19 protein-coding genes are annotated in these 22,058 nt (G+C 41.0%); 9 read left to right on the top strand and 10 right to left on the bottom strand.

The annotated features are described in order from the left end of the window. Positions 1-114: 114 nt before the first annotated feature. Positions 115-1,554 carry a PLP-dependent aminotransferase family protein gene (locus NST24_RS05300; RefSeq protein WP_025207099.1) on the top strand — a complete coding sequence of 480 codons (1,440 nt, stop codon included), beginning with the start codon at positions 115-117 and terminating at the stop codon, positions 1,552-1,554. 30 nt (positions 1,555-1,584) lie between these two features. Here the strand turns inward: NST24_RS05300 and NST24_RS05295 are convergent, their stop codons facing one another. From NST24_RS05295 to NST24_RS05285, 3 genes are all read right to left on the bottom strand, one after another. Next, positions 1,585-2,067: a hypothetical protein gene (locus NST24_RS05295; protein ID WP_138278362.1), complete on the bottom strand. Its 483-nt coding sequence runs from the start codon at positions 2,065-2,067 to the stop codon at positions 1,585-1,587. A gap of 386 nt (positions 2,068-2,453) precedes the next feature. Then, positions 2,454-3,560 carry a D-TA family PLP-dependent enzyme gene (locus NST24_RS05290; RefSeq protein ID WP_268430746.1) on the bottom strand — a complete coding sequence of 369 codons (1,107 nt, stop codon included), beginning with the start codon at positions 3,558-3,560 and terminating at the stop codon, positions 2,454-2,456. Positions 3,561-3,703: 143 nt separating this feature from the next. Then, complete coding sequence (locus tag NST24_RS05285; protein ID WP_041507498.1) at positions 3,704-4,282, bottom strand: competence protein ComK; 579 nt, start codon at positions 4,280-4,282, stop codon at positions 3,704-3,706. A gap of 289 nt (positions 4,283-4,571) precedes the next feature. Between NST24_RS05285 and NST24_RS05280 the strand changes: the two genes are divergently transcribed. Further along, a complete protein-coding gene (locus tag NST24_RS05280) occupies positions 4,572-4,808 on the top strand; it encodes an IDEAL domain-containing protein (protein ID WP_008348804.1) in 237 nt (78 codons plus the stop codon). Positions 4,809-4,866: 58 nt separating this feature from the next. On the opposite strand, the gene NST24_RS05275 is transcribed toward NST24_RS05280, so the two are convergent. After that, complete coding sequence (locus NST24_RS05275) at positions 4,867-5,727, bottom strand: SDR family oxidoreductase (RefSeq protein WP_058337510.1); 861 nt, start codon at positions 5,725-5,727, stop codon at positions 4,867-4,869. Between the two features lie 142 nt (positions 5,728-5,869). Here NST24_RS05275 and NST24_RS05270 point away from each other — a divergent pair, with 142 nt between their 5' ends. The 4 genes from NST24_RS05270 to NST24_RS05255 all read left to right on the top strand — a co-directional run bounded on the left by NST24_RS05270 (position 5,870) and on the right by NST24_RS05255 (position 10,968). Further along, a complete protein-coding gene (locus tag NST24_RS05270) occupies positions 5,870-7,402 on the top strand; it encodes an FAD-dependent oxidoreductase (RefSeq protein ID WP_342462417.1) in 1,533 nt (510 codons plus the stop codon). A gap of 91 nt (positions 7,403-7,493) precedes the next feature. Beyond that, positions 7,494-8,789, top strand: a complete 1,296-nt coding sequence (locus NST24_RS05265) for a globin-coupled sensor protein (RefSeq protein ID WP_007497200.1) — start codon at positions 7,494-7,496, stop codon at positions 8,787-8,789. A 61-nt stretch (positions 8,790-8,850) separates the two neighbouring features. Continuing rightward, on the top strand, positions 8,851-9,435 hold the full coding sequence (locus NST24_RS05260; protein WP_335372504.1) for a histidine phosphatase family protein: 585 nt from the start codon (positions 8,851-8,853) through the stop codon (positions 9,433-9,435). Between the two features lie 387 nt (positions 9,436-9,822). Then, entirely contained in the window at positions 9,823-10,968 is a 1,146-nt protein-coding gene (locus NST24_RS05255; protein WP_046526644.1) for a S8 family peptidase, read from the top strand. 46 nt (positions 10,969-11,014) lie between these two features. Here NST24_RS05255 and NST24_RS05250 read toward each other — a convergent pair whose 3' ends face one another. Beyond that, positions 11,015-12,298: a M48 family metallopeptidase gene (locus tag NST24_RS05250; RefSeq protein WP_342462416.1), complete on the bottom strand. Its 1,284-nt coding sequence runs from the start codon at positions 12,296-12,298 to the stop codon at positions 11,015-11,017. A 177-nt stretch (positions 12,299-12,475) separates the two neighbouring features. Between NST24_RS05250 and NST24_RS05245 the strand changes: the two genes are divergently transcribed. Further along, on the top strand, positions 12,476-12,892 hold the full coding sequence (locus NST24_RS05245; RefSeq protein WP_007497192.1) for a hypothetical protein: 417 nt from the start codon (positions 12,476-12,478) through the stop codon (positions 12,890-12,892). A 192-nt stretch (positions 12,893-13,084) separates the two neighbouring features. Here the strand turns inward: NST24_RS05245 and NST24_RS05240 are convergent, their stop codons facing one another. The 3 genes from NST24_RS05240 to NST24_RS05230 form a co-directional block, all read right to left on the bottom strand. Next, positions 13,085-14,638, bottom strand: a complete 1,554-nt coding sequence (locus NST24_RS05240) for a fatty acid--CoA ligase family protein (RefSeq protein ID WP_024720003.1) — start codon at positions 14,636-14,638, stop codon at positions 13,085-13,087. Positions 14,639-14,810: 172 nt separating this feature from the next. Further along, positions 14,811-15,800, bottom strand: coding sequence for a lipoate--protein ligase (locus NST24_RS05235; RefSeq protein WP_008348846.1), 990 nt, complete (start codon positions 15,798-15,800; stop codon positions 14,811-14,813). 2 nt (positions 15,801-15,802) lie between these two features. Beyond that, positions 15,803-16,546: an MBL fold metallo-hydrolase gene (locus tag NST24_RS05230; RefSeq protein WP_045034874.1), complete on the bottom strand. Its 744-nt coding sequence runs from the start codon at positions 16,544-16,546 to the stop codon at positions 15,803-15,805. A 155-nt stretch (positions 16,547-16,701) separates the two neighbouring features. Between NST24_RS05230 and yhfH the strand changes: the two genes are divergently transcribed. Continuing rightward, positions 16,702-16,839 (top strand): protein YhfH, encoded by a 138-nt coding sequence (yhfH, locus tag NST24_RS05225; protein WP_008359029.1) that lies wholly within the window; start codon positions 16,702-16,704, stop codon positions 16,837-16,839. A gap of 339 nt (positions 16,840-17,178) precedes the next feature. After that, positions 17,179-18,468, top strand: a complete 1,290-nt coding sequence (locus tag NST24_RS05220) for a cation:dicarboxylase symporter family transporter (protein ID WP_008348850.1) — start codon at positions 17,179-17,181, stop codon at positions 18,466-18,468. Positions 18,469-18,500: 32 nt separating this feature from the next. Here NST24_RS05220 and NST24_RS05215 read toward each other — a convergent pair whose 3' ends face one another. Further along, positions 18,501-19,550: a M42 family metallopeptidase gene (locus NST24_RS05215; RefSeq protein WP_024720001.1), complete on the bottom strand. Its 1,050-nt coding sequence runs from the start codon at positions 19,548-19,550 to the stop codon at positions 18,501-18,503. Positions 19,551-19,693: 143 nt separating this feature from the next. Further along, a complete protein-coding gene (locus NST24_RS05210; RefSeq protein WP_342462415.1) occupies positions 19,694-22,003 on the bottom strand; it encodes a YhgE/Pip domain-containing protein in 2,310 nt (769 codons plus the stop codon). Between the last annotated feature and the right edge of the window lie 55 nt (positions 22,004-22,058).

Raw genomic sequence — 22,058 nt, 5'->3', positions numbered from 1 at the left:
GAACCAGTGTACACATCATTTGGATTTCTTCCCACATCCAAAAATGAAGCTATTGACCAGTCCATAATTCCATGTCATCATCAATGATGATATGAAAAGGAAAGAAGGTGCACTGTGTACATTCATTTAGACCGTTCCAGCTCTACCCCACTCTGGCAGCAAATCGTCAATGGCATCATTCAAAAAATTCATACAAACACACTGAATCCTGATGATCAGTTGACTCCAACAAGAGTATTAGCACAAGAGCTCAACGTATCTCGATCCACCGTACAGCTTGCCTATGATGAACTGCTGGCAAGAGGCTATGTCAGCACCTCTAGAAGAGGCGGGACAAAGGTCATTTCAAGTAATCACTATGCTGCTTCTCCCCCGCATCAAAACGAACCGCCTTTTGCACTTCCGACAAGACCTCACTTTGACGAGGCTGAAAAACAAATGGATCACTGGCTCTCGGCCAATCAATTTCATGACACACTTGAGATTGATTTCCGCCATCAAGAACCAGCCATCGACGACCATTTTCAAAACATATGGAAACGCTCGCTTCTAAAAGCATTACAGCGCTTAAATATGAAAGATTGGGGCTATTCTTCTCCGCATGGATTATGGGAAGTACGTTCTGAAATTCGCCAATACTTATCGGTTGAACGCGGCATTGATATAGAAGAAGACCAAATGGTGTTAACAGGAGGCACACAGCAAGCCATTGACTTGATTTCACAAGTCATGCTCAAAAAAGGAGATACAGTCGCTGTTGAAGATCCTGGTTTTCCTGGAGCAAGGTTGTCCTTTTTACATCGCGAAATGACTATTTACCCCGCACCAGTCGATGAAGAAGGAATGATGGTGAATACATTGCCAGAACGTACAAAGCTGATCGCTGTAACGCCCTCTCATCAGCGGCCAACCGGTGTCTGTATGAGCGTCAATAGAAGACGGGAGCTGTTGCAGTTTGCTGCGAAGGCTCAATCTTATATATTGGAAGATGATTTCGATGGGGATTATCGTTATCATGGCGGACCGCTTCCTTCTTTATTTTCAGAAGCACCCGATCATGTGATCTATATTGTCAGCTTTTCCAAGGTACTTGCTCCAGGCATCCGCCTTGCTGCCATCATCGGCTCCAAAGCAGTCATTAAAGAAATCGCTGCACTGCAATCACTTATTCAAAGACAGCTGCCGATCATGGAGCAAATCACTCTTGCCTCTTTTTTCAGAGAAGGAGAGTTTACGCGATATGTCAGGCGGATGAGACAGGTGTATAAAAAACGGCAGGCAGCGATGATGGATGCTCTTTTGACACATCACTTTGACAAACACTTCCGTTTATATGGAACCGATACAGGCCTTCACGTCTTTTTGGAAGGAACATCAGACTTTGATGAACAAGGTACGATTGAGGCCGCAAAAGCGGCAGGTGTCGGCATTTATCCATTAAGCCCCTATTGTTATGAAAGCAAAAGGAAAGGGTTGCTGCTTGGTTTTGCCTGTACGGATGAAGCCATGATTCAAGAAGGTGTACGCCGATTAAAGCAAACACTGCACATCTAAAAAAGCCTGGAAGTCTCCCTTCCAGGCTTTTCATTGTGATTGCTGAACGTTTCCCACTTCTTCAATGAAAGAGGCTGTCTCTTGCAATCCATCTTGAAAATGTTGAGTGGCTGACATAAACAGCTTTTCTTGATCAGGACGCTTTAACAGCTGCTCTACCTTGCTAATTCCTTTTTCAAATGAAGCAAGACCTGCCTTTAATTGTTTGTCTGCCTTTTGATACACAGCTGGCACTTCTTGATGAGTAAGCCCTTTTTGAATGACACGGTCGAATGCTTTCGTCGCTTTTGTCAATTTTTCATTTACTTGAATTTTTCCATGTCCATCCGAAATAAATTGATCGGTCATGTTTTCATATGCTTCATTTAACTCATCCATATAACGCTGAACCCATTGTTCATACGCAGCTTCTTTTGTGTTTTGTTTTGAAGGCGGCTGACCTGCTTGATTGCAGGCCGTGAGTAGTGTCACTGTCACGGTAAATAGCAGCATCAAATGCCATCGTTTTTTCATACAGGGCCCCCATTTCTCTTTCCCATTTGTTCATATCGGTCAAATATGATCAACTTTTACCTCATACGAACACCTTGTAAGAAATGACTTATTTTTATTGTAACAGACCGCATGTATCACTTCTGTGATTTATGCGGAAATGAATGAAAATCCTTCTAATGGTTCACATTTCCCTGCCATTTCATGATGATACAGTCAATAGACGACGAGAAAGGCACATTTGGTTTCAATCTATTTCATCTTCGTCATTTTTTCTCAAATAAAAAAGACCCCTTTCGGCGCCTTTTCCTTAGATGTATGGATTTCAAATGATGATCTTTCTTAGAATGGAAGCTGCCTTATATTCTGCTCTGCATAGCGGCAACACCCTCTATGATCCTACCAATTTATTGCAGCTTTCCTTTACAAGCAATCTCCAGCTCTTCTACCACCTTGCCATCTTGAATGAGGTATGCTTTTTCATGAAGATTCACAGCAGGACAGATGTGATTCGGAATCATTTGCACCTTCTCACCGATCTGTACACTTTGACGAAAGCCTTCATGATAGATAATGGCATGCTCGTCAAATACGCTTGAAACAAATACATCATCATATTCTTTCACTTTGCCTAAGCCCTCTGTTTTGGTCAGCCCTTTTGTACGCGTTTGTGCCGTCAGCCCCTTGGCCCCTACATCTGTAATCACCCGGCGCTCTGTCGGTTTACTAATGACCGTCGTCAGCACAGATGCTGCACAATGTGAATATGTGCCGATTACATTGGACTGGGAAGCATCCATCAAGATGTATGTGCCTGGCCGTATTTCTGTGACTCCTTTTGGAATATCAAATTGAAATAAAAATGGCGGTGTTGATCCAATACTGACGACCTCTAGCGGCATACCAGCTTCTTCTGCAATCTGTGCAAAACGGAGCGTTCGATTAACAGCCTCCTTGTATAATGTCCGGCAATGTGCTTTACTTTCCGCTTGATACGTATGACCATCATGAGAAAAAATCCCCTTTAAATGAACGGCATCACTTGTTTGAATCGCCTCTAATATGTGGCAGAAATCACGTTCTTCAATGACACCAGACCTTCCCTCTCCAACCTCTATCTCAATTAAAACCTCCGCTTTTTTCTCTGATTCACAAAAGACTTGCTCAATCTGCTTCACATGCTCAACACAATCTATACCGAATGAAATCTGTATCGACTCTGCCAGTTTACGAATCCGCTTGAGTTTAATCTCACCTACAATTTGATTGGCGATAAAAATATCCTTTAGCCCATGGGCTGCCATGACTTCAGCCTCTCCTACTTTCGCCACCGTAATGCCAGATGCACCTTTCTCTTCCTGCAGTTTGGCAAGTGCAGGCGTTTTATGAGTTTTCGTATGAGGGCGCAATTTGACATGCTGACGGTCTGCGTATTGCTGCATCGCCGCTACATTCTCCATCATCACCCGTTTATCAATGAGTAGTGCCGGCGTATCCAGTTCTTCATACATCATCCCCATGACCCCTTTCGTTATATAAAAAAATATACGATATAGATAAATTATATATTTTTTTATATGATAATCAATGGTTTTTTCTGCAAAAAAGTGATGGCGATGAGTAAGCAGTCCAGCGGCTGTCTGCCGCTGGTCTCTCACTAATAACGATTACGAAGTTCTCTTAAGATAAAATCATACACAAGGTTGAGCTGCTGTTCCTTTGGATACAGCATAAATTCTTGTTTCTTAGGAAGACCTCCATCAAGTCGATCTTGAAATTTCGTTCGGAGATACGCTGTTCGGTGTACCTGACTCTCAAATGACTTATATGAGACATCTAGTTTGACCGATTGCTCATTTGTAAAAGTAACAACCGTATCTCCGAGGGATGATTCCTGAAAGTTATGAATGTATTTGTGGGAGATCCATCCGCATTGAGGGCGGTTGGATGAATAGGTTGGGAAGAAATACAGATGATTGGATGAGTCAATCACGATGGGAGGCTTGTGTGATATACCTGTTACTTCATATGTTCCCGCTTTTCTGCCTGCATAGCTTGAGCCAAAGAACCTGCAACTGCGTTCTATAATTTGCAGCGGCTTTAATTCAACGTAAAAGCTTGTCTCTCTTTCGATCACTTTTGAATATACTCGTTTTCCTTCTTCAACCGGAAGGACCGCCATTGTTGTTTGATTAATGACGTATGAATCTAATGGTGTTTCACTAATTCCTGACACTTCATTTCCTCCTGTGTTAATTTTTGGTTATTTTAGATACTATTAATCTATCACCAACGTATAAGAAACGACAGGATTTTTTCAATATTTATTTAAAATTATCTTTTTATCATGTTATTTAGTACATTCGATCTATCTAAAAGCCATTTTTAAAGATATATCGCATCTTGTCGACTGGACAAGGGGTGTCGATATGGCTCAAAAATAAATTGTCTAAAAATTATAAATTCTTGTTGATTTTTTCTCCGCCAATCCATATACTATAAAAAAGGCATCGGGGGGATTCTTTATGAAAGAGAAAAAAACGTATGCTGAGCTCATGAAGTCCCGCAACACCCAAAAAACCGAAGAGAATGGCGTTACTATTTTAGACATTTATATTCAAATGGTTTTAGATGAGGCGCTTTATAAACAGCGCTTAACCTTCCTTAGAGAAGAGATTGACAAGGCTCTAGATCAGCGTGATGAAAAGCGTTTTAATGACCTGTCAGCTCAATATGCAGAACATTGCTTACATCAATCATGATGATTTTACTTGCGGCAGAGAGACAGAAACTTGTCTCTTTACCGCAAGTTTTTTGTTTTTATCCATTTAATATGGTTCCGCCATTCACATGAATCATTTGTCCATTCATATAAGAAGAGTCTTCGCTCGCTAAAAATAAATAACTCGGTGCTAACTCTACTGGCTCACCAGGCCGCTCCATTGGGACATCTCCACCAAATTCAGACACTTCCTTTTCCGTAAATGTGGATGGAATCAGCGGTGTCCAAATCGGTCCAGGCGCTACCCCATTTACCCGAATCCCTTGTTTGATAAGAGATAGAGATAATGATCTTGTAAACGTTACAACCGCCCCTTTTGTCGATGAATAATCAATTAAGGTTTCATGACCTTTATAAGCAGTGACCGATGCTGTATTAATAATACTGCTTCCTTTCTTTAAATGAGGGAGCACCGCTTTTGTTAAATAGAACATGGCAAATATATTCGTTTGAAATGTCCGAAGAAGCTGGTGAGAGGTAATCTGTTCAATGCTTTTTTGCGGATGCTGTTCACCTGCGTTGTTGACCAAAATATCAATCGAACCGAAAGCATCTTTTGTTTGTTTGACGACCTCGTTTGAAAAAGCTTCATCCCCTAGGTCACCTGATATTAAAATGACGCGGCCTCCCATCTTTTCAATATAGTCCTTCGTTTCTTCCGCATCACGATGTTCATTCAAATAAACAATCGCTACATTGGCTCCTTCTTTCGCAAATAAGACAGATACTGCTCTTCCAATCCCGCTGTCTCCACCTGTGACAATCGCCGTTTTCCCTGTCAGCTTTTTGCCTTGCACCTCTCGATCAAAGATAGGTCTAGGGTTCATTTTATATTCAAGTCCTGGACGTTCGTTCTGATGCTGAGGCGGTAACGTTTTCTTTGGCTGCTTTGTTGACACGTCAGTCCACTCCTTCCTTTTTATCTCGTTTATTTTTATGTGTTGCTCATTTTTTTATGTATTTCGCTCTTGTTTTCATTAAAATGTATGATTTTCAGCATCGTGGAAAAATTATACACAACAAGTGACTGGAGGCGACAACATGGAACATGAACATAAAGGATCGGAACAAGCAAAGTCGTTATGGCTAGCTGATAGTGAGAAGCCCTCTTTTCCTACTGTCAGCGAAGATCTTACAGCAGATGTCATCATTGTCGGTGCCGGTATTACCGGTATCGCTACTGCATTTGAAATGACAGAACGCGGACTGGATGTCATCATCATAGATGCTGATCAAGTATTGCAAGGAACCACTGGACATACGACAGCGAAAATTACTTCCCAGCATGATGTGTACTATCATGAGCTGATTCAGCATATTGGTATGCCGAAAGCCCGTTTATATGTAGAAGCAAATGAAAAAGCAAAGGAGCTCATCCAAGCACGTGTGAAAGAGTATGACATTGATTGTCAGCTTGAGGTAAAAGATGCTTACCTTTATACAACAGAAGAAAACGGCGTCAAAAAGTTAAGGAAGGAATTAGATGCGTACAAACAGCTCGGTATCGATCGCGAATGGAAAACAGCGCTCCCGTTTGATGCTGGCATCAAGGTAGCCCTCGCCATGACGCAGCAAGCACAATTTCATCCTCTTCATTATCTTCATGCACTGATCGATCAGCTCATTGACCGAGGCGTGCGCATATTTGAACAGACAACGGCAGTCGATGTAAAAGAAGGAAAACACCCTGCTGTCATCACAAAAAGTGGTCATCATCTGATGGGGCGCTCTATCATTTCATGCTCACACTTTCCTTTTTACGATGGCAAAGGACTGTATTTCACGCGAATCCATCCTGAGCAATCTTATGTCGTCGCAGCCAAAACAAAAAAACCGCTTCCAGACGGCATGTACTTAGGAATTGATCAGCCTGCCCATTCATTAAGAACGGCGAAATTCCATGGAGAAGATGTCGTGCTCATCGGTGGACAAGGCCATAAAACCGGACAAGGCGGAGATGAATCCGCACACTATGAAGCACTAGAAAAGTTTGGAGAAACCACCCTTGGCATAACGGAAGTCCTTTACCGTTGGTCCACGCATGATATGGTCACAATGGATCAAATCCCTTACATTGGCCGCCTGACATCACATCATTCGAATATTTTTGTGGCAACAGGCTTTAGAAAATGGGGCATGACCACAAGCCACGTAGCAGCGACACTGATCGGAGATTTGATCGAAGGAAAATCGAATCCTTACGAATCCATCTTTACTCCATCAAGACTCGTGTCAGACGCATTCGTAAAAGACTTTATCAAAGAAAACACCAATGTTGCAGCGAAGCTAATCAGCGGTAAATTAAAACGAGCTGATCAAACAATTGATGATTTAAAACCGGGTGAAGGCGGGATTGTGTCTTATGAGCATAAAAAATGTGGCGCATTTAAGTCAGAGGACGGCGATATCTTTCTTGTCGATACAACCTGTACTCATTTAGGCTGTGAAGTCGCGTGGAATAATAGTGACCGCACGTGGGACTGTCCTTGTCACGGGTCTCGCTTCTCCATTACGGGAGAAGTAGTAGAAGGTCCGGCTAAAAAACCACTAAAAAGGTCATATAAAGAACAGTAAAATTTCACTGTTTTCCCTTTAATAAAACCAAAATTATCCGATAAAAAACATAAAGTCTGATATTTGTGATGATTATGGGGGGACAAACACATTGTTATTTAAAAAAGAGAGTAAAAAGAAAAACACTGCTTTTTTCACACAGCAGGATGATGGGATAAAACGAATCAATTTTCCGGAGAATACGGACATTGCCAAACAAATTAAAATGATTGATTTGACGCAGCAAGACCTTTTTATCTTGAAACAGCTGAATCCAATCGTTCAAGATGAAATTGAACATATCGTCGATAAATTTTATAAAAACCTAGAAGTCGAGTCTTCCTTGATGCACATCATTCAAGATAACAGCTCAGTCGAGCGTCTAAAGAAAACACTACGCATTCATATTAGTGAAATGTTTGCCGGTGTGATTGACGAATCTTATGTGGCCAAAAGAATTAAAATTGCACAAGTTCATTTAAGAATTGGACTTCAACCTAAATGGTATATGGCAGCCTTCCAAGACCTATTGCTATCCATAATGGATTTATTTGCCCAGCATATCCAAGATTTCAAAGAATATCAGACGGCAGTGAAAGCGACGACGAAAATTTTAAATCTAGAGCAGCAGCTTGTCCTAGATACGTTCCAAAATGAATACTCTAAAGTTCGTGATGAAGCAGAACTACAGCAAAAAGAGCTTCATACAAAAATTACAGAAACATCTAATTCACTTGCTTCTCTCTTCTCAAACACAACAAATGCAGTGGACAAACTTGTATCAAAATCTGATGAGATGGCGGATATGTCACAGGCTGGCACAAAGATTTCTGCACAAGTTGAAGAGAAATCAATTGGCGGTAAAAAAGAGTTAGAAATTCAGCAGACGCAAATGAACCAAATTGACGGCAGTATGACAAAGATTGAAACAGAAATTAAACGCTTAGAAGAAATCGCGAAACAAATTGAACAAATTTTTGGGATCGTCACAGGTATTGCGGAGCAAACGAATTTACTCTCTTTAAACGCTTCAATCGAATCAGCTCGAGCAGGTGAACATGGCAAAGGCTTTGCTGTCGTTGCAAATGAGGTTCGCAAATTATCAGAGGATACAAAGAAAACGGTTTCAACTGTATCTGAGCTCGTCAACAACACAAATTCACAAATCGCCATTGTGTCACAGCATATTGCTGATGTGAATTTACTTGTGACAGACAGTAAAGAAAAAATGACCCAAATCAACTCGCTATTCGATGATATCGTCAGCAGCATGAACTTAAGCAAAAACCAAAACGGAAAAATTGAAATAGATTTGCAAACATTCCTAAACGAATTGAAAGAAGTCAAACAAACTGTGTCCCAAGTGGCAAGTTCGGTCGAATCCTTAACGAGTCTGACAAATCACTGATCCAGTCATTCTTCTTCTGTTTTAGTATAATAGAAGAAAAGATAGAAAAGGCGGGATTTGATTGACAGCAATTTGCCTAGTCAGACACGGTGAAACCGATTGGAATGCAGCGAAACGAATTCAAGGACGAACAGATATCCCTTTAAATGACACTGGTAAATGGCAAGCGGAACAAACCGGTCTTTACTTAAAAGATGCCCACTGGGATGTTGTCATTTCCAGTCCGCTATCAAGGGCAAAAGAAACAGCTCATTTGATTTTACAGCATGTACATGCACCGCTCGTGATCATGGACGATTTTATTGAACGTGACTATGGCGACGCTGAAGGCATGTCATTTGAGGAACGTCAGAAACTGTTTCCGAATAAACAGTATCCAAATATGGAACCACTATCGGCACTTCAAGATCGAATGCTAGAAGGTATCGAAAAAGTGAGAGCAACCTACCCAGATCAACGGGTAATAATCGTAGCACACGGTGCTGCCATCCATGCCTTACTCACCTCACTAGCTGACGAACATATGGGTATTAAGGATACAAGACTTGAGAATGCCTGCTTAAATTATGTGGAATGGACAGATGGTGAATGGAAGGTGAACGATTACAACGTGGTCAGCCATTTAACACAATCTGCCCCTTCTTAAAGAACCTGTTTTCATAACAGGTTCTTTTTCATGTCAAAAACAATGATAAAATAATATTTTTTTATATCGAAATTCGAAATAGATGATAGCCTTTTCTACCTATTTTATGGCATTTCGGGTATCGAATGTTTATCCTCAAATAGATCATGAGAAAAAAAGCACGATTCCTTTTTAATAGAAAACCGTTGGAAATATAGAATAAACATATTTTACCATCAATTCCAAGCGACTTAATTCCCTATTTTTCGCTAGGACTTCCACAAAAATTCGGGCCTACTCTTATTTGCCTATCTCTATTAAACTGAAAATACAGAATAATCAAACGGATCATTCTTATAGACTACGGATGATTATTCTGAAATAAGAAAAAAGGGATGTGGAATGTGCGTGAAAAAGAAAAATGTGATGACAAGTGTTTTATTGGCTGTCCCTCTTCTGTTTTCAGCAGGGTTTGGAGGCTCGATGGCAAATGCCGAGACTGCCTCAAAGTCAGAAAGCGAAAAAAGCTATATCGTTGGCTTTAAAGCTTCTGCCACCACAAACAGCTCTAAGAAACAAGCAGTGACACAAAATGGTGGGAAATTGGAAAAACAATACCGCCTCATTAATGCTGCACAAGTGAAGATGTCTGAACAAGCCGCAAAAAAACTTGAACACGACCCTAGCATTGCTTATGTAGAAGAAGACCACAAAGCAGAAGCATATGCCCAAACTGTCCCTTATGGTATCCCTCAAATCAAAGCTCCAGCCGTACACGCTCAAGGTTATAAAGGTGCTAACGTCAAAGTAGCTGTCCTTGATACTGGAATCCACGCCGCACACCCTGACTTAAATGTTGCAGGCGGTGCTAGCTTCGTCCCTTCAGAGCCAAATGCCACACAAGACTTTCAATCACACGGAACTCACGTAGCCGGAACCATTGCTGCCCTTGATAACACGATTGGTGTTCTTGGGGTTGCGCCAAGCGCCTCCTTGTATGCCGTTAAAGTGTTAGATCGAAACGGAGATGGACAATACAGCTGGATTATCAGTGGTATTGAATGGGCTGTTGCCAATAACATGGATGTCATCAATATGAGCTTAGGCGGACCAAACGGCTCCACAGCGCTTAAAAATGCTGTAGACACAGCGAATAACCGCGGAGTAGTTGTCGTTGCCGCAGCAGGGAATTCAGGTTCAACTGGCTCTACTAGCACCGTTGGCTATCCTGCAAAATACGACTCTACAATTGCTGTTGCCAACGTGAACAGCAACAATGTCAGAAACTCGTCTTCTAGCGCAGGTCCTGAATTAGATGTTTCTGCACCTGGTACATCGATTTTAAGTACAGTGCCAAGCAGTGGATATACGTCTTATACGGGAACATCAATGGCATCTCCTCATGTAGCAGGAGCAGCAGCGCTTATCCTTTCTAAGTATCCGAATCTATCAACGTCTCAGGTTCGTCAGCGCTTAGAAAATACGGCAACACCGCTTGGTAATTCGTTCTATTATGGAAAAGGATTAATTAACGTTCAAGCGGCTTCTAACTAAAATAATTGTGACAAAAAAATCCGGCTAACTGAGCCGGATTTTTTATTTATTGCTTTTTCGATGTTTCCTCTTTTTTTGCGGCTTTTTCCATATCGATGATTCTCTCCATCATCGTCGGGTGTCCATAGCGGAATATTTTCACTAAAAGTGGCGGATTGACTTGGGAAAGCCCTGATTTTGCAAGCTTTTGAAATGACGTCACCCCCGCCTCTCCATCTTTCGTCAAGTTCACGGCGTATTCATCAGCTGCACGTTCTTGATGCCTTGACACAGCATTTGTAAAAGGAGAAGCAACAAATGACAGCATAGATACAATGATCAACAGATGTGGAAGAGCAGCAACGTCATGTGGTGCCTTCAGACGAAATGAAGAAGCGCCTTTTTGGTAAAGGGAAAAATAAAGACGGTCAATGGCAAAAAATCCAACCAGAGACAGCACTAAATATCCTGCTAAACCGATATACACATGCTTCATCACGTAATGTCCCATCTCATGCGCCATGATAAATAAGATTTCACGGTCTTTCAGCTTTTGAAGTGTCGTATCCCACAAAACAATACGCTTATTTTCACCAATTCCTGTGACGTAAGCATTCATCGTGTTTGTTTTCTCTGACATGTTGACTTCATATACATGATCTGCTGGAATGTGTGCTTTCTCTGCAAGAGTTAATATCTTTTTCTCAAGCGCTTGATCCTTCAATGGGTAAAAATCATTGTAGAGTGGATCAATAACGACCGGCTGTATAAAGAAGAGAAACAGTGTAACTGGAACGGTTAAACACCAAGCATACAGCCACCAATATTTCCTTTTCTTTTGAATGAGCCAAAAGAACACAATCGCGCATAGAACAAGCAGTGGATATTGAATCCAAAAATCAAGCGTTTGGTCTTTTAGCCAACTTGCCGTGCTTTGTGCTGAAACACCGTAGTACAAGGACAACTGGTAGCTCACCCACTTGACCGGCAATGTGATCAGCACCGTCAAAAGTGACAGCACAAACACATACACAAGTTTGCTCAAAAGGTGAAAACGAGTTGCTGCCAAGCTCCAATCTGCTAATTTCCTTGAAAACCCTGAAATGAGCAAAAGGAAAAAGACATACCAATCTAAAGGAATTGTCATAAAGTACAACAGGTTACGAATGTTCGAGTAACTTCCACTAATCACAAGCTCATGGCTTGTCATAAATGTATGCGGGTCTGCACTTGTCCCTTTCACACTGTCAGGGACAGATGAATCCCCCATTAGAAATAAGTAAGAATAAATAAAAAGACCGTACAATATGTATGCTACCGTTGCAAGAGCTACCCATTTGCGTACTCGCACTGGTCAGCCTCCTTTCCATTTCTCTCTCTATTGTAATCACGCACGTTTTTGTTTAGAACCTGTCTCATGTGGCTCCATCATAGCATGCCCTATCTGAAAAAGCTTGAGTGAAAAAAATGATTATGCTGTTCAAAAATCGGAGAAACTAACCATAAAAAAGTGAGTTGGAGGTTCATCATGAAGAAAATCCTTGCAGGAATTGTGATCTTTGGGCTTTTACTGATTACCTTCTTTTATGTGTTCAGCCGGACAAGTGACATCTTCGATGAAAATCGAGCAGAGAAATTATTGCTTTCACCGACGAACCAGTCCATTTCTTATGAAATAGATGATAAAGATACAACTGAGGATCTAATTGAACAATTAAACAAAGGGAAACAAACAAGCAGCCATCTCAAAAAGAATGTAAAAAAGCCAGATTATATCGCCAAGGTCATGTTCGGACGGACAAATGGCACTTCTTTTCAGCTATGGACCAACCGCTCTCAAGTTGTTTTTTTAGTAGACGGCACCTATTATGAATTAAATCAAAAACAGTCAAATTCCTTTCGAAAACAGGTACAAGAAGCGATTCAAAAAGGAGCCTCTTCATAAGAGACTCCCTAGATTGTTGACAAAGGGAGAAAATGAACTTGATTTTATCCCCTTGTCTTCTTTTCAGCGTGATAGAAAACCTTTGCAGTCTAGGAGGCGCGGAGCGAATGTGAACCAGCACGCAGGACTGACAAAGAATGCGAGGGTTTGTCTACACGCTAAGGAGCCTCCTCATAAGAAGAGACTCTTTTTTTATTTACTTGTTTCTGCTTGGTACTTATCCTTTAGCGCTCTTCTTAAAATTTTACCAGTCGTGTTTTTTGGAATATCATCAATGAAATGGATCGTTTGGGGCTGCTTATATTTCGCCAAATAGCGTGAACAATGTGTGATGATGTCTTCTTGATTGATGTGAGCATGTTTCTTAGGGGAAATGTAACAGACAACAGCCTCTCCTGTGTTTGGATCGGGCACACCGATGACAACGGCTTCTGCTACAGCTTCATGTTGATAAAGCACTTCTTCTACTTCTCTTGGATAGACATTATACCCGCCAACGAGAATCATGTCCTTTTTTCGATCGACGATATAAATATATCCGTCTTCATCTCTTCTCGCCAAATCTCCTGTGTACAGCCAGCCATCTTTCAGTGCTGCTTCTGTGTCTTCTGGCATTTGATAATAGCCTTTCATAATGTTTGGCCCTTTTGCAATCAATTCTCCGACTTCATTTGGTCCAACTTCCTCTCCAAGTTCATTCACGATCTTATTTTTCACATTCATAATATCAGTGCCGACTGAACCTGGTTTTCTTTTTCCATCAAGGGGATTGAATGCCGTCACTGGGGAAGCCTCTGATAATCCATAACCCTCTAGCACCGTGACACCGAACTTTTCTTCAAAACCGTGAAGTAAAGCAACAGGCATGGACGCACCGCCTGATATACAAATCCTCACCGACTTCATCGCTTCCTCATGACCGTCCTGACGATATAAATAGTTATACATGGTTGGAACACCAACAAATAGCGTTGGTTTTTCTTTCTCCATCATTCGTAAAAGCTCTGATGGGCTGAAATGCGGCAGGACATAGATGGTCGCTCCATGAATCAAGGGGGCATTCATACAAACGGTCAAACAAAACACATGGAACATCGGCAATGCAGCAATCACCTTGTCCTTTTCATCAATTGACAGGTACTCCGCAATGTCTCTTGCATTTGAATATAGGTTAACATGAGTGAGCATTGCCCCTTTTGGTTTTCCTGTTGTGCCAGATGTAAATAAAATAACGGCCGTATCGTCAGGTTGTATGGAAGGGTGCTCAGTTTCCGGCGCATCTCCAGACACAAGCTTTCCGAAGAAAACAAGACGATCAGATACTTCTTTTAAACTTGACCTGCACGCAGATTCATTTTGTGCACAAATAATGACTCGTTCAATAGCTGGAAGCTGTTCATACACCTGCTCGTATATCGGCAGAAGCTGATCCGGTGCAACAATCCCTTTTACATCACCAGTGACCAGCATATAGCCGATTTCACTTGGCGTGTATGTTGGATTGACAGGTACAACAACAAGTCCTGCCTTTAATGCACCAAAAAATGAAATCACAAAATGCGGTGAATTTCCTAAAATCAGCGCGATATGATCTCCCGCTTGAAACCCTTCGCTCACTAAACCATCTGCAAAACGTTCGATACTTGTCATCAGTTCTTGATAGGTCCACTTGTTCCCTTCAAAGATCAGTGCGACGTTCTCTCCCTTGGTCATCGCAGTCTGCTCAAGATTTTTGATCAAATCCATTCTCCCACCCCTTATACTTCATCAATGAATGAATAGCCATTCATTTTATGACCAAACATTCCTCCTTTCTATTATAATAGACAATCGAAAAAATTCACAAGATCAAATGTAAACCGCTTTCATCTCTTTCATTAGAAAAAGCACCGCTATCTCTAGCCGTGCTTGTCCTTGCTTAATAAATCAAATCCAGAAAATCTTCTTTTGATACGTTACCAAAATAATGGCGCATATCCATGTCTTCTAATACATCACTAATGGTTTTGCGATCATATTGCTGCCCAATGAGTCGTTTCTCAATATCAGCAATATCCCCTACACCGAAGAAGTCACCAAAAATTTTGCAGTCTTGAATGATGCCTTTTTTCACTTCTAATCGAAGATCAATCGATCCAGCTGGAAAACGCTTAGAGTGCTGCAAGTTAAACTTAGGTGAACGGCCGTAGTTCCATTCCCATTTTTGGTATCGATCACGAGAAATCTCATGAATCTTCTCCCAATCCTTTTCTGTCAGCTGATACTCAGGCACGTCTCCGTTCGTGTCAAAAATATAGCTTAAAAGAATTTTTCTAAATTCTTCTGTTGTCATCTTTTGATCCATCAGTTCACTAATATTCGCAACCCTGCTTCTAATGGATTTGATACCTTTTGATTCGATCTTTTCTTTCTTCACATTTAATGCCGAGACAACATGTTCGATTTCTGAATCAAATAATAGGGTGCCATGACTGAAGATACGTCCTCGTGTAGCAAATTGAGCATTCCCCGAAATTTTACGCCCATCTGCCATGATGTCATTTCTGCCGCTTAATTCCGCTTTGACGCCAAGCTTTTCAAGCGCTTTGATGACTGGCTCGGTGAATTTTTTAAAGTTATGAAAGCTGTCCCCATCGTCTTTTGTAATAAAACTGAAGTTCAAGTTTCCTTTGTCATGGTAAACTGCACCACCGCCAGATAACCTGCGAACGACTTTGATGCCATTGTCTTCCACATATTTTGTATTGATTTCTTCTATTGTATTTTGGTTCTTTCCAATAATAATGGATGGCTGGTTGATGTAAAACAGCAAATACGTTTCTTCTGGATCTAAATATTTTAAGCAATACTCTTCAATTGCTAAATTAATCATTGGGTCATAATGTTGCTCGTTATCGATAAACAGCATCTCTATCTTCCTTCCTTGTTCCATCTAAGCCCTGATTGGGCAAGCTGTATATTGCCAGTATATAACGCCTGTGCTTCATTGACTAGGTCTTTATGCCGGCCGAAATGAGGCAGATGGGTGATGATGAGCTCTCCAACATTTGCTTCACTTGCCAGCTTCCCTACTTCAGTGCTGTTCATATGTCCTGCACCCGATCCGTCTTGTCCGGCGTAAAAGTTGCTTTCGGCAATAAGTAAGTCTGCATCCTTGCTAAAAGGGATAAATGCATCTTGATAGCTGGAATCAGCTGTATACACCACCACAGCCTCATTTGCTTGAATTCTCATCGCATAGCATTCTGCCGGATGAACCGTTTTCAAAAAATCAATTTGAAATGGTCCAATTTGAATGCCCTCTTCCGGGTGATAAGGTTTTGTCTTTGTATGTACATCATCAGAGAGCCGCTGAAATGCTGCTTGATCCCCGGTATGTCCGTAGATCGTCAGCGGACCACTGCTTTTTCCTAAATGATAACCCACTAGCTTCGCATATTGGAGAGGTCCGATATCTGCAACATGATCGTGATGATAATGAGAAAGGAGTACAGCATCTAGTTCTTCTATATCAATGTATTGCTGAAGCTTTGACAGAACTCCGCTCCCGCAGTCGACAAGCAGACGAAAACCATCTGATTCAAAAAGATAACCTGATGTGGCTTCACCAGCTGCTGGAAATCCTCCGTAGCAGCCAATCACGGTTAATTTCATCGTCATATTTCCTCCTTTTCAAAAAATCCCCTTCTTACAATATACCCATTTTTCATAAAAAAAGCATTCTTCTTGCCTATTGTTACAAAACAGATTGACAATTATCAATCTGTTATAATACAATGATAACAATAAAACGTATTGGAGGATGACAAATGCTAGGAAAAATCACTGAGTTTTTTAGAAATTTGCCTTCAAAAAAATGCACAAAATGTGGAAATGATTTAATGGAACAGCACGAGTGTTACGGTAATGAATGTGAGGAATGCTCACAAGTAAGTTATCTTAAATAAGGAAATAAATAGAACAAAAAAGCACTTTTTTCCTCCTTCGTCAGTTGGAGTCAAAAGTGCTTTTTATTTTTTCTGAAAAATAGGTAAAAAGGTAAAACCCCTGGTACAGAAGGGTTTTTTAGTATTTTCATATGATGACTTTTAGTTCGGAAGGCACTTTTTATTGACTTAAAACAACGAAGGGGGTTCGAAGTGTCCATTTTTTCAAATAATTTTGTATTTTCTTAATATAATTTAATCGTGGACGAACCTCTTTAATTTTAGTTATACTTTAATTCATATATTAAAACTTAATATAATGGGAATATTCCTTTAATGAATATGTTAGGGAGGAAATCTATGAAAAAATTAAAATTTGGATTAGCAACTCAAATCCTAATCGGTCTTATTCTCGGTGTCGTGGTTGGTGCGATCTTTTTCGGTAACCCTGGTGTTGAGACATATTTAAAACCAATTGGAGACTTCTTCTTACGACTCATTAAGATGATTGTCATTCCGATTGTCGTATCTAGCTTAATTTTAGGTGTTGCAGGTGCGGGTGATGGTAAAAAAGTAGGGAAGCTTGGTTTTAGAACCATTCTTTATTTTGAAATTATCACAACGTTTGCGATCATCCTTGGTCTTGTGCTTGCGAACTTTGTTCAACCAGGTGCAGGCGTTGACTTTGGACATACAGAAAAACAGGATATTAGCCAGTATGTTGAAACGGAAAAAGAACAAAGCAGTAAATCAGTTGCTGATACGTTCCTTCATATCGTTCCGACGAACTTCTTCCAATCATTGGCGGAAGGTGATTTGCTTGCGATTATTTTCTTCACTGTATTATTCGCACTTGGCGTTTCAGCGATTGGTGAACGCGGCAAACCAGTGCTCGCCTTCTTTGAAGGTGTGTCACATGCGATGTTCCATGTCGTCAATGTTGTGATGAAAGCTGCACCATTTGGTGTGTTCGCGCTCATTGGTGTGACAGTATCAAAATTTGGTCTTGAATCTCTCGTTTCATTAGGTAAGCTCGTAGGTCTTGTTTATTTTGCGCTCGCTCTCTTCCTTATCGTTGTATTCGGAATTATTGGAAAGATGATTGGCGTCAATATTTTCAGATTTCTTGCTTACATGAAAGACGAAATGCTTCTCGCCTTTAGTACATCCAGCTCTGAAACAGTTTTACCGAGAGTCATGGATAAAATGGAGCGCATCGGGTGTCCAAAAGGAATTGTTTCTTTTGTTATCCCAATTGGTTATACGTTTAATCTGGACGGCTCCGTCTTGTATCAAGCCATTGCGGCGCTTTTCTTAGCGCAGGTATATGGCATTGACCTCACGATCGTACAGCAGCTCACACTGATCCTTGTATTGATGGTGACATCAAAAGGAATGGCTGCCGTTCCTGGTACATCCTTTGTTGTATTACTTGCAACACTTGGAACGATCGGTGTTCCTGCTGAAGGTCTAGCCTTTATTGCAGGTGTTGATCGTATCATGGATATGGCAAGAACCGTTGTCAACTTAACTGGTAATGCACTTGCTGCTGTCGTGATGTCTAAATGGGAAGGGCAATATGACCCTGAAAAAGGACACCGCGTGATGACTGGACAAGATGTACCTGAGCCAACACAACTTTCAAGCTAATCAAAAAGAACCCCGCGATCGGGGTTCTTTTTTTATACTGTGATTAATTTGCTTTGAACATAGTGGTACAGTAGATTGGCTGTATGAATCAATGAGTCTTCATGGGTTCTTTCAAAGGCATGCGAAGAGTCAATGCCAGGTCCAATCAGTCCATGAATGATATCATGCCCTGCTCGAATCGCTGCCGACGCATCTGAACCATAATAAGGGTATATATCAAGGCGGTAATCGATCTTATTTGCCTCAGCTAATGCGGCTAAATGTTTGCGCAGACCATAGTGATAAGGGCCGCTAGAATCCTTCACACATATTGACACACTGTATTCATCAGTTGATTGACCGTCACCGATGGCTCCCATATCAACAGCCAAATATTCCACCGTTTCTTCCGGGATATTCGAGTTCCCACCGTATCCGATTTCTTCATTATTTGAAATTAAGAAATGTGTCGTATGCGGCAATGTGATGTTCTCTGTTTGAATGCGGTGAATCAATCTCAGCAACAACGCCACACTTGCCTTATCATCAAGGTGTCTTGATTTAATAAAACCTGAAGATGTCACTTCCACTCTAGGATCAAATGAGATAAAGTCTCCTACTTGAATGCCGAGTGCTTGCACATCGTCTGCATTTTTCACTTTCTCATCTAAGCGAATCTCCATATTTTCTTGATTTCGCTTCGCTTTTCCAGCATCCTCATATACGTGAACGGACGTTTGATGCATCAGAATGGTACCTGTGTATGTACGGCCTGTTACTGTTTCAATTTCACAATACTCGCCTTCTATCGAGTTATATTGAAAGCCTCCAATGAGTGCAAGACGCAGCCGGCCATTTGATTTAATTTCTTTGACCATCGCACCGAGCGTATCGACATGTGCTGTCAGCATGCGGTGTTCTTTGTCATCTGTTCCTTTTAGGGTGGCAATTAATCCGCCTTTTCGATTTCGCTTCGTTTCAATATTTAAATCTTGTAAAAAACGTTCGACAAAGCCAATCACTTTCTCTGTATTTCCTGATGGACTTGGGATCGACACAAGCTTTTGAATAAGCTGAATCGTTTCATTTACTTCCGTTGTCATTCGGCATATCCTCCTTCATCTAAAAGAAATTCTTTCCAAGCATGCCTTTTTTCAGCATCCTTCTTAAAATATATCGCTTCGGGTTCCTGATGTCTAATTTCTAATAGAAAAACCTTTCTCATGAAAGAGAAAGGTTTTTTTGATTATGCTTCTTCTTGTTTCATTTTTCTTATGTTCCAAGCAAAGTATGCTGTTGTTGCAGCCATCATGATGATGGCTACTGTTCCAAGAATCGCTGCTTGGTGCCATAAATAACTGTTATCACCGCTTGCAATGATCGTTCTAAATCCGTTGATGGTATACGTCATTGGAAGCAGACTGTGAATAACTTGGAAGAATTTTGGTACAAGCTCAAGCGGGAATGTACCCGCACTTGCTGCAAGCTGAAGAACCAAGATAATGACGGCAATAAAGCGTCCTGGGTTCCCCATCGTCGTCGCAAGAAGCTGAATGATCGCTAGGAATGTCAGACTGACGATGATCGCAAAGAGATAGAAGCGCCAGAGGCTTTCCACTTCAAGTCCAAGTCCAAAGATCAGCATGGAGCTTGCAATCACTGCCTGCAAGATACCGACTAAGAGAAGCACACTATATTTGCTGACAAACCATTCAAACGCATTTCTAGGGCGTCCTGCAGGATCTTTCATTGGGAATACAACAGTCAGCATAAGAGCTCCAACAAAGAGTCCCATTGATAAAATATATGGTGTGAGCCCTGTTCCATAGTTATCAATTTTTTTCGCTGTATCATTCTCTGTTTTGACTGGGCTTGCAATCATATTGTAGTTGTCCTGCCCCGCATCAATGTCTCCTGTTTCATCTGCAGCGCTTTTTAGCTTATCAGAAAGCTTTCCAGTTCCACTTTTTAAGTCACCTAATCCTTTATCAAGGGATTTTGACCCTTCAGCCAGTTTAGATGAGTTGCTTTGGATACTCGCTGATCCACTTTCTAGTTTATTCAATGCTGCACTAAGCTGGCTTGAACCATTTGCCAGTTTATCCGCACCACTTTTCGCTGTATCAAGCTTTCCATTTGCTGTTTGCAGGCCATCTTGTAATTTCCCTTGGCCCGTTTGAAGCTTCAGTGCACCTTGATACAATTTATTCGTACCGGATGTCATTTGATCAATCGCATTTTGTATGGCGACTGTCGATGTATACAGCTGTTCTGTTTTCTCTGGCAGCTGCTTGACTTGCTGTAGCTGTGCTTTTGCAGATGCAACCGCAGACTGAACTTCACTTGCGTCAGGCAGTTCCTGCAGCGCCGCTAAGCTTTGCTCAAGACCAGACAAATCAGGCAGTTCAATTTTAGGAAGACTGTCTAGCTGATCCATTGTCGCCTTTTTCTCTTCATCTGTCATCGAGCTGTTTTGAATAATACTTTTTACTTTTGCATCTCGATTAGATAATGCTTCTTTTAAAGAAGCAAGTTTGGTACTGAACGTTTTTGCATCTTCTTTCACCTGATCAATCTTAGGCGCCATCTTTTCAAGGTTCGCTAATTCAGGTGAAGACAATACTTTCTCCACAGCAGCGATTTTTTCTGAAAATGACTGTGCTTTATTGTTCAGCTGCTCAATGCCTGCTGTGAATTGCGGCATTTTAGAAGAAAGCTGCTCATGTCCTTCACGGCTTGTGTTTAACCCTTCGGTCAATGTATCAATTCCTGTGCCAAGCTCACCAAATTTCTGATCAATCGTTTGATAGCCTGTTAAGAGCTGACCAAGACCGCTATCAAGAGATTGAATTCCAGTGTTCAGTTCACCCATTTTTCCTGCAAACTGATGAACACCTTCGCTATACGTTAACGTTCCTTCTGCCAATTTCGCCAGATTGTCTTTTAACTTTTGGCTACCGTCTTTTGCGCTTTTTGTTCCGTCATCAATTTTCTTCGCTCCATCGCTTGCTTGATCTAATCCTTTTGCAATCGTTTTGAAGTTATCAAAGATGACCTCTGCATAATTTTCTGTGACTTCCTTTGAAACCGAATCTTTTAATTTGATAATGGCGTTATTCGCAATTTGAGACGCAGCATAGTTTGCGCCTGGATTCGTATAATATTTCAGATTCGATTTTTTCGGATGTTTGTCTAGTACTGTACTCGCATTTTTCGAGAAATCTTTCGGAATCTCGACGACGAGATAATAGTCTTCGTTATTTAACCCTTTGATGGCCTTTTCTTCACTATCAACAAAATGCCATTTAAAACTATCGTTTTTCTTCAATTCCTTCACTAAATCATCGCCCACTTGAAGGGTTTTGCCGTCATAATGACTGCCTTCATCCAAGTTGACAACCGCTACAGGTAATTGATCAACTGTACCATATGGATCCCAGTAAGCTTTTAAAAATACACCACTATAAATCAGTGGAATAAATAAGACAGCTAAAATCGGGATCAGTAGTTTTTTGCTCGTCACAATGTCTTTCCATTGATTCCGAATTAAATTCATTGCTGTTTTCCTCCCATTGATGAATGACTAAATTAAGAATTCGGTCATTTGAACT

The organism is Bacillus sp. FSL R5-0286, from assembly GCF_038593245.1.
Lineage (GTDB): Bacteria > Bacillota > Bacilli > Bacillales > Bacillaceae > Bacillus > Bacillus altitudinis.
Note: the sequence above shows the minus strand (reverse complement) of the source record. Positions and strands in the feature narration are given on the sequence as shown.